The organism is Paenibacillus sp. 01T422 (genome assembly GCF_056398785.1).
The window spans coordinates 1-2264 of sequence record NZ_JBFTQB010000988.1 but is presented as its reverse complement, the minus strand read 5'-3'; the positions used below and the strand labels follow the sequence as shown (position 1 = coordinate 2264).

3 protein-coding genes are annotated in these 2264 nt (G+C 41.4%); all 3 read right to left on the bottom strand.

All coding sequences use genetic code 11. The annotated features are described in order from the left end of the window. Positions 1 to 1055 (bottom strand): ROK family protein (locus AC1DUA_RS34510; RefSeq protein WP_477504034.1); only part of this gene is annotated, 1055 nt, incomplete at its 3' end. Positions 1056 to 1477: 422 nt separating this feature from the next. Continuing rightward, positions 1478 to 1870 (bottom strand): hypothetical protein, encoded by a 393-nt coding sequence (locus AC1DUA_RS34505; RefSeq protein ID WP_477504033.1) that lies wholly within the window; start codon positions 1868 to 1870, stop codon positions 1478 to 1480. 137 nt (positions 1871 to 2007) lie between these two features. Further along, positions 2008 to 2264: hypothetical protein (locus AC1DUA_RS34500; RefSeq protein ID WP_477504032.1), on the bottom strand; the 257-nt coding region annotated here is incomplete at its 5' end.

The following is a 2264-nucleotide window of genomic DNA, read 5'->3' as shown; positions in this document are numbered from 1 at the left end:
CATATAAACTGATTTATTTTCTGTTTCACAGTTTCAAGCATTTCTACATGCTGCTCGATCAAATGTCCACCGAGAATGATTGTGTCTGGGTTATACATGCACACAACATTGCTGACGGTAATCGCGATATACGTACAGGCACGGTCAATAATTTGTACAGCCCACGTCTCATTATTATGTGCACTGTCAAATATTTCTTTAATACTTGTTATTGGCTTAACCTTATTGGCTTCCTGAATGATTGTGAAATCAGCAATATAAGTTTGCAGGCAACCGCGTTTCCCGCATTCGCACAACATGCCATTCGGGTCTACGGTTGAATGGCCAATCTCACCCGCTATATTCGATTCTCCCCGATAAACCGTACCATCAATGACGAGCGCAGAACCGACTCCGCTACCAAAACCAAGCAATACCGCTCTTTTGGATCCTTTGACGAATCCGTAGTAGGTTTCACCCAACGCTTTGACCTTCAGGTCATTATCAATAACAGTCGGAATATTCAGATGCGACTCTACCAAAGCAGCGAAATTGACATTCTCCCATCCTAATTGCGAAGAGAAAACAATCGTTCCATTATCCGTATCAATGATTCCCGGAACACCAATTCCGATTCCAATAATTTTGGAAATAACAATCTCATTGTGATCAATAAGCTCTTGTATGCACTCGGAAAGCTCACGCGCCACCTTAATCGGTTCATCTAAGTGATAAAGCCTCGTCATACTTTTCTCAGCAATGATGTGACCGTCAAAGTCGACGATCCCTATTTTAATTAATCCTTTATCCATTTCGACACCGATCGTGAGCACGGAACCAGCATCAATATCTAGCATTGTCGCTTTCCTACCTACACCTGAGGAGTATTGCTCCGTCTCCTTGACCAGACCGATTTGACAAAGATCGTTGACTATGCGACCTACAGAAGTGGCACTCATCGAAGTGAGCTTAGCAATCTTCGCCCTGGATATCGGGCGGCTGCTCTTAATGAGGTCGAGCACCATATTCTTATTTTTTTTCTTTATAAACTCCTGATCGTGCTTGCTAATATCCATTTCTTTACCACCTTTAATTACTCCACTGGTGTTATTAATTAAATAAAAAAAGCTAATTAACTAAATATTTTTATATGTATTGTGCGGTTTTACCAAGTATTACGATAACAATTAATCCCTCGGTGTTACTAATAAGATATTATCAGGAGTTCTATATCCTGTCAACAATTTTCGATTTTCATGTTATGTAATATAACACATAAATATGGATTCATAGAAATATTTTTAACTAACCCATGAGTAACCCCTGAGAATTGTTATTTTATATGACATCGTTAATACTTTTTCAGTTTTGTTGAAGTTAATGAAAGTCTAATTTAGTGCTAAGAGGATAAAATTTGTGGGGGATGAATTGAATTCTTAACAAACAAGGAAAAACCGAGGATTCTCCAGTGAGAAATTCCTCGGTTATAACGATCGTGTTAGATCCCAGGATAGCCTGGTGGATATGGATAGTAAGGATTAGGCGGATAAGGATATGGATAACCGTAAGGAGGATATCCATAGTAGGGATCAGCCGCACCGTATACAATAGGAGCTACTAGCCATGGAAGTGCATTGTTGAAACCACCGCCGGGGAAGAAGCCGCCATGAAATCCAGGACCTCCGAAACCGGGGCCAACGTGACCAAATCCAGGGCCGAATCCAGGGCCATGACCAATGCCACCAATACCGCCATGACCAATGCCTCCGGGTCCACCTATTCCACCAATACCACCATGCCCAGGGCCACCGATTCCACCGTGTCCGATGCCTCCGCCATGGAAACCGCCACCAACCGGCGGACGAAATTCTTGTTCTTCTGGTCTCGTCATTAAAGGATCACTCACATTCTTGTATAGTTGATATGCCTAATACACTGTATGTGTGAATGCCTAGTTGGTGAATGGTTCGCTGAAATTGGGCGCAATAAAAACCGGACGCATCCATCAGGATGCGTCCGGTTTTATAATTAATTGCTTACAATTTGATTCTTGGCATCTTCTTTGATTTGATCGTACTGTTCCTTGTAGGTATCGATGATGCCTGTATCATACCCATTGTCCGTTAGCTTCGTGTCTAAATCATTCATGAGCTGATTAAACTTTGCATCGGTTTCAGCAATTTTAGTCAAAGCCTCTGCAATTAAACTCGTATCTTTTGTGTTTTTATATTCATTATATAATGATGTCAGCTCTTCTTTACTTTTCGCTTGAAGCTGTCTGAGCT